8 protein-coding genes are annotated in these 6,046 nt (G+C 72.3%); 6 read left to right on the top strand and 2 right to left on the bottom strand.

Going from position 1 to position 6,046, the window contains the following annotated elements; all coding sequences use genetic code 11:
- A partial coding sequence (locus MXD58_RS17885; RefSeq protein ID WP_250609610.1) for a DUF1932 domain-containing protein occupies positions 1-618 on the top strand: 618 nt, incomplete at its 5' end.
- A 34-nt stretch (positions 619-652) separates the two neighbouring features.
- Here MXD58_RS17885 and MXD58_RS17880 read toward each other — a convergent pair.
- Entirely contained in the window at positions 653-1,048 is a 396-nt protein-coding gene (locus MXD58_RS17880; protein ID WP_250609609.1) for an excisionase, read from the bottom strand.
- 71 nt (positions 1,049-1,119) lie between these two features.
- Here MXD58_RS17880 and MXD58_RS17875 point away from each other — a divergent pair, with 71 nt between their 5' ends.
- The 3 genes from MXD58_RS17875 (at position 1,120) to MXD58_RS17865 (ending at position 3,368) form a co-directional block, all read left to right on the top strand.
- Positions 1,120-2,196, top strand: a complete 1,077-nt coding sequence (locus tag MXD58_RS17875) for a Clp protease N-terminal domain-containing protein (RefSeq protein ID WP_248836999.1) — start codon at positions 1,120-1,122, stop codon at positions 2,194-2,196.
- 4 nt (positions 2,197-2,200) lie between these two features.
- A complete protein-coding gene (locus tag MXD58_RS17870) occupies positions 2,201-2,821 on the top strand; it encodes a HEAT repeat domain-containing protein (RefSeq protein ID WP_248837000.1) in 621 nt (206 codons plus the stop codon).
- Positions 2,822-2,969: 148 nt separating this feature from the next.
- A complete protein-coding gene (locus MXD58_RS17865) occupies positions 2,970-3,368 on the top strand; it encodes a PPOX class F420-dependent oxidoreductase (RefSeq protein ID WP_248837001.1) in 399 nt (132 codons plus the stop codon).
- A 40-nt stretch (positions 3,369-3,408) separates the two neighbouring features.
- Here MXD58_RS17865 and MXD58_RS17860 read toward each other — a convergent pair whose 3' ends face one another.
- Entirely contained in the window at positions 3,409-4,143 is a 735-nt protein-coding gene (locus tag MXD58_RS17860) for a histone deacetylase (RefSeq protein WP_248837002.1), read from the bottom strand.
- A gap of 204 nt (positions 4,144-4,347) precedes the next feature.
- Between MXD58_RS17860 and MXD58_RS17855 the strand changes: the two genes are divergently transcribed.
- Together MXD58_RS17855 and MXD58_RS17850 are read left to right on the top strand one after the other, a co-directional pair.
- The gene (locus tag MXD58_RS17855; RefSeq protein WP_248837003.1) at positions 4,348-5,244 is read left to right on the top strand and encodes a class II glutamine amidotransferase; all 897 of its coding nucleotides are present in this window, start codon (positions 4,348-4,350) and stop codon (positions 5,242-5,244) included.
- Between the two features lie 341 nt (positions 5,245-5,585).
- Positions 5,586-6,046: FAD-dependent oxidoreductase (locus tag MXD58_RS17850; RefSeq protein ID WP_250609608.1), on the top strand; the 461-nt coding region annotated here is incomplete at its 3' end.

The raw sequence follows: 6,046 nt of genomic DNA, 5'->3' as shown, positions 1-6,046 counted from the left end.
GGCGCCGCCCCGCTGGTCGCCGACCTGAACGCCATCGCCCCGATCACCGTCACCCGCCTCGGTGCCATCCTCGACGGCCTGAACCTCGTCGACGGGTCGATCTCCGGCGGCCCGCCCGACCCGGCGCCGGGTCGCCGGCCGACCCGGGTCTACCTCGCCGGTCCGCGTGCCGACGAGATCGCGCGCCTTGAGCACCCCCGGCTCGACGTCCGCGTCCTGCCCGGGCCGCCCGGCAGCGCCAGTGCGGTCAAGATGAGCACGGCGAGTGTCTACAAGGGCCTTGCGGCACTGTTCCTGCACGCGACCGCCTCAGCACACCGCGCCGGCGTGCTCGCCCCCGTCCTCGATGACCTGACGGCCGAGTTCCCCGACCGTGTCCCGGGTCTCGGCCGGTTCCTGGCATTGTCGGCGAGCAAGGCCGGCCGCTACGTCGACGAGATGCGGGAGATCGCCGCGACGCAGGACGCCGCCGGGCTGCCCCCCGAGCTGTTCACGGCGATGGCCACCGTCTGGGACCGGGTCGCCGCGACACCCCTGGGCGCGCTCGCCCCGGAGGGCGCGGCGGGAATGGCCGACCTCGACGGCGTCCTACGCACCCTGGACGACCACGGCCGGTAGGGCCGCCCACGCCGCCACCCAGACCAGCATCTGATCATGGTGTTCCGCGGCGCACGTCGCCGCCTCCGTCACGGCTCGGATCGTCGTGGCGCTCCAACGCGGCGACCCGGGCCTCCAGCTCGTCGATCCGGTGCCGGAGCAGTTCGAGCTGCGCCTCCTCACCGAGGCGGCGTTCCCAGCTGCGCCGCAGCCGCGGGGACTCCTCGGCACGGGCCGCGACCATCGCCAGGGGAACCAGGCGCTGCGGGCCGTGCGGCCCGTCGACCAGGCGTGACGGAATCAGGTCCGCCCGGTACCAGGTTCGCAGCGCCGCGCGGGAGACCCCGGTGCTGCTGGACGCCTCCTGCAACGTCACCCAGTCGGAGTCCTCGAGCTGCGCGGCGAGTTCCCGCTCGACATCCCACTGATCCAGTCGATCGTCCCAGGTCACGGCCACCTCCCCGGTCACCCTACTATTAGCATGGTATTGACGGGGGTTGGAGCAGGCGTTGAAGTGGGACCATGTTCGAGCGATTCACCACCGCTGCCCGCCAGATCGTCGTCCTCAGCCAGGAGGAGGCCCGTCTCCTCGACCACAACTACATCGGCACCGAGCACCTTCTGCTCGGACTGCTCCACGAGGCCGACGGCATCGCCGGGCGCGCCCTCGCGGAGACCCCCGTGACGCTCTCGACGGCCCGAGCCGCCGTCCTCGCCGCCGTCGGCCGCGGCAAGAAGCCCCTGAAGGGCCACATCCCCTTCACCCCCCGGGCGAAGAAGGTCCTGGAGAAGGCGCTGCGGGAGGCCCTCGCCCTGCGGACCAAGCACGTCGGGACGGAGCACCTCCTACTCGGCCTGCTGGAGATCAACGAAGGCCTCGCCGTGACCCTGCTGCGCGACGCGGCGGTGGATGTCGACGCGCTGCGCCTAAGGGTGATCTCGCTGGCCACGGCGGCCAAGGCCGACCGCGCCGCGGGCGTCCCCGCCGCGACCGGCGGCCCGCGACAGGTGGGCGTCAGCGCCAACCTTGACAGCGCCAAACTTGACAGCGCCAAACTTGACAGCGCCACCCCCGGCGCCCCCGAGGGCGCCGCGCCGCGCCGCACCGCTGCCGCCAACGCCGGCATCCTGACTGCCGCCCACTACGCGGGCCACGATCCGGTCGGTTCCCACCATCTGCTGCTCGCCCTGCTCACCGACGAGAGCAGCGCGGCGACCCGGACCCTCGCGGGCCTGGGCGTCGACGTCCCCGCCGTCCGCGACGCCCTGCTCGACGCCGATCTGACCGACACCTCGGACGAACTGCCCGAGGTGACCGGGCGGCACGCGATGTCACTGCGCCTGACCGACTCGTCGCTGATCGTGGAGGCGACCGACCACCGGCTGCTCGGCCTGGCCCGCCTCGCCCGCAACGCCCTGCGCGCCCGCCGCACTCCACCGGACCAGGACAGCGTGTCCCCGGCCGAGGAGTCACCGGACGACGAGGCGCTGATCAGCGGCCGGGACGATGTCGCCGACAGCCTCTCCGCCGTCTGGACAGTGCTGGCGGCCAGCCTGGAGGACATCCGTTCCCGCGCCGCCGAGGACGAGGAGGGGTGACTTCATGAGGATCGACGCGTTGAGTGCCGAGGATCCGTCGGCGCGGCTTCAGGCGGCCCTGGCGGTCGGCACGAATCCCGAACCCGGCTATCTCGAAACGCTGATGCAACGATGCGCGATCGAGCCGGATTTCTTCGTGCGCGACATGCTGACCTGGGCGTTGACCCGTCTACCGGCCGACATCACGGTGCCCCGACTACGCGCGGAGCTGCGTTCCGACCGCGCCCAGGCCCGAAGCCAGGCACTGCACACCCTGTCCAAAATCGGTGATGGGACCGCGTGGCCCTCGATCACACGGTCCTTGCTGCGGGACCCCGAGGACGAGGTCGCGAGAAGCGCGTGGCGGGCCGCCGTCATCCTCGTGCCCGAAACGGAGACGAAGGGGCTCGCCGCGGAACTCGCCGCGCAACTCGGTCGCGGCGACCGCGCGGTGCACAGGAGTCTCAGCCGGGCCCTGGCCGCCCTCGGCGAGGTGATCGAGCCGGTCCTGCGGGAGGCGATGACGCATGCCGACCCCGCGGTGCGGGCGCACGCCCGTGCCACCGAGGTGCTCCGGCACGATCCGGAGGCCGGCTTCGACGCCATCCTCGACGAGGCGAAACGGATTGTCGCGCTCGGCCCGTGACACGGGTCGCGTCAGCGAGGTCGGGTAGCTCGACCATTCCCGCTGGCCCGCCGAGCGCTGGCGGGCGGGCTCGTTGACCTGAAGTCGACTTCATCTTCTACGGTCTGGGACGTCGCCCGCCGCCGTCCGCTACCGCAGGGAGCACATCATGGTCTTCACGCCGCTCGAACTCGAGTATCTGCACTCCCAGCGCCTGGGCCGGATCGCGACCGTCGCGCCGGACGGAACGTTGCAGAACAGCCCGGTCAGCCACGTCGTCGATGACGCCACCGGGGTGATCAGCATCTACGGGTACGACCTCGGCAACACCCGCAAGTTCCACAACATCGCCGCCAACGGGCAGGTCGCCTACGTCGTCGATGACATCGCATCGCTGGATCCGTGGTCGGTGCGCGGCGTGGAGATCCGCGGCACGGCCGAAGCGCTGCGCGATCGCACTCCCCCGGCCGCGCACATGAGCCCGGAAGTAATTCGCATCCACCCGCGGCGGATCATCAGCTGGAACCTGGGCGACGGCGGGGAGGGTTCCCGGCGCACCGTCGCGTGAGGCCCGCGGCCGGCATCGGTGCGCGCTCCGGGCCGACCGGTCAGCGCGCCCAGGAGGCCCGGCCGGCATCGGCGCGGTCGCTGGTCCGCTCCTCGGTGAGCAGGCGCTCGATGGCGTCGGGCCGCCAGGTGCCGGCGGCGCCGGGGCGGGTGGCGAGGTAGTCCGCGATGCGCCGCGGCGACCAGCCGTGGGCCTCGCGCAGGCCGGCGGCGAGCATGGTCAGGTAGCCGCCGGAGGGGGCGGTCAGCTCGACGTCGGCCATCGTCCACGGCGCGGTGAAGGTCAGCACGGGGATCTCGTCGCAGTGACCGACGAGCACGAGGGTCTCGTAACGACCCGGGCCGACCGCGGCGCTGCCGGTGCGCAGCACGGTGGCCAGGTCGAGGTCCAGGTTCGGCGGGCGGTGCATTTCCTGGGCGGCGACGTCGGCGAACTGGCCGGCGGTCATCAGGTAGGCCCGCCCGGCGACCTCGCCGGGCGCGGCCGGGTCGTAGAAGGCGACGCCACCCGTCCAGATCCGCGACTCGCCGGAGAAGTACATGGCGCCGGGGAGCATGACCGGGGCGGCGCGGCGCGGCGGGCGCTGATCGCGGCAGCCCGGATGATGATGGGTACTCCCCGGCGGGCAGCCGCCGGCCAGGTAGTACGTGAGGCGGGCCAGCCGCATGTTCGAGCCATAGCTGGCATACCAGACCAGCTCCGGCCGGGTCGAGGCCGCCGGGCTTGCCGGGGCACCACCTGCGGCCTGCCGGGGCACGCTGAGGGCGTCAAGCATCGGCCCAGTATGCGGTGGGCCGCGTCCCCGTTTCACCTGTTTTCGAAACGCGATTTGGGCATGCCGTCACCTTCTGGCCACCCACCGGACGGAGAATCACCGTCAGTGATGAGCCATGCCGTCGAGGTAGGGTGACGCCGCTGGCCGTATCGCTCCAGGTGGCGGACGGCGAGGGCGGGCCAGCTCGGAGGAGGTGCGTGGCGGATGTGCCGGCTGTTCGGACTCACCAGTGCCCCGCGCACCACGCAGGCCACGTTCTGGCTACTGGACGCGCCGGACAGCCTCGACGTGCAGAGCTATCGCAATCCGGACGGCACCGGTCTCGGGTATTTCGACGCCGACGGCCGCGCTGAGCTGTTCCGGGAACCGATCGCCGCGTGGGAGGACCGCCGGTTCGCCGCCGAGGCCCGCACGGCGTCGTCGCGGACGTTTCTCGCCCACGTCCGCCATGCCTCCACCGGCGAGGTCTCGCCGCGCAACACCCATCCGTTCCTGCACGACGGCCGGCTGTTCGCCCACAACGGGGTCCTCGAGGGCCTGGACGCGCTGGAGCGCCATCTCGGCGACGCGATGTCCCAGGTCGCGGGCGACACGGACTCCGAGCGGCTGTTCGCCCTGGTCTCCCGGGAGATCGACGCTGCCGGCGGCGACATCGGGCGGGGCATCACCGCAGCGACCCGCTGGGTGGCGGCGAACCTGCCGATCTACAGCATCAACCTGCTGCTCATCACCCCGACGGACCTGTGGGCGCTGCGCTACCCGGAGATCAACGAGCTGCATCTGCTGCGCCGGCCCGCCGGCGGGCGCCACGGCGGGCGCCCGCTGCACCACAGCGACGCCGCCGGCGCGACCCGCGTGCACGTCCCGGCTCTGGCCGCGGCACCCGCGGTCGTCGTCGCCAGCGAGCCGATGGACGAGCATCCCGACTGGCGGCCGTTGGCGTCCGGCGAGCTGATCCACGTTGCGCCGGGCGGCACGGTGCGCTCCGTCCTAGCTCTGCCCGACCCGCCGGCCCATCCCCTCACCCTGGCCGACCTGCGCCCGCAGGCCGCCGCCTCCCAGCACGCCGGGCCGGAAGCGGCGGAGAACCGGGCGCCGTAAGGCAGCGGCGCTGGAGCGTCTTTCCCGGTCTCGCTCTCGTGGTAATGGTCGCCACAGAGCAGGGTCAGACCGCGAACCGCGGTGCACTTTCGTCGGCCGGGCCGCACCGAAATCGACGCCGTCAGGACTATCGCGGTTATGGTTGCCGGAAGATGGGAGCGTAGCGCGCACCGCGGTGCACTACCGCGTCGCGACGGCCAGAAACGCACAACGTCCCGCCGGCGGCGGTGAGAGCTAGTTTTCGCCGCGTTAACGCCCACGAACGGCCCGGATCACAGGCCACCGACACCATGGTCCACGGAGTCGGACCAGATCGGATCCGGGTGAAAGAGGTGTCGGTGATGTGGGCGGATTCCGGTGGTCGACTGGTCGTCGTCGGCAATGGCATGGTTGGCCAGCGGTTCGTCGAGGCGCTGGCCGAACGCGACACCGAGCGCCGCTGGACGGTCACCGTGCTCGGCGAGGAACCGCGCCGCGCCTACGACCGGGTGGCGCTGTCGTCCTACTTCGACGGCGTCGACGCGGCCGAACTGGACCTCGTCGCGGACGGCTGTTACGACGGCCGTGACTACGTCCTGCATCTCGACGAGGCCGTCGGCGCCATCGACCGCGAAGCCCGCACGGTGACCACGAGCCGCGGGCGGAGCCTCGCCTACGACGCGCTCGTGCTGGCGACGGGCTCCGCGCCGTTCGTCCCGCCGGTGCCCGGCGCCGACCTGCCCGGCTGCTTCGTCTACCGGACCCTCGAGCACCTGGACCCCATCCGCGCCCCGGCGCGGCGGGCGACGGCCCGACCCGAGCC

It is taken from the genome of Frankia sp. AgKG'84/4, assembly GCF_023242965.2.
In the GTDB taxonomy this organism is placed as follows: Bacteria; Actinomycetota; Actinomycetes; order Frankiales; family Frankiaceae; genus Frankia.
This window is presented reverse-complemented; position numbering and strand designations above follow the sequence as displayed.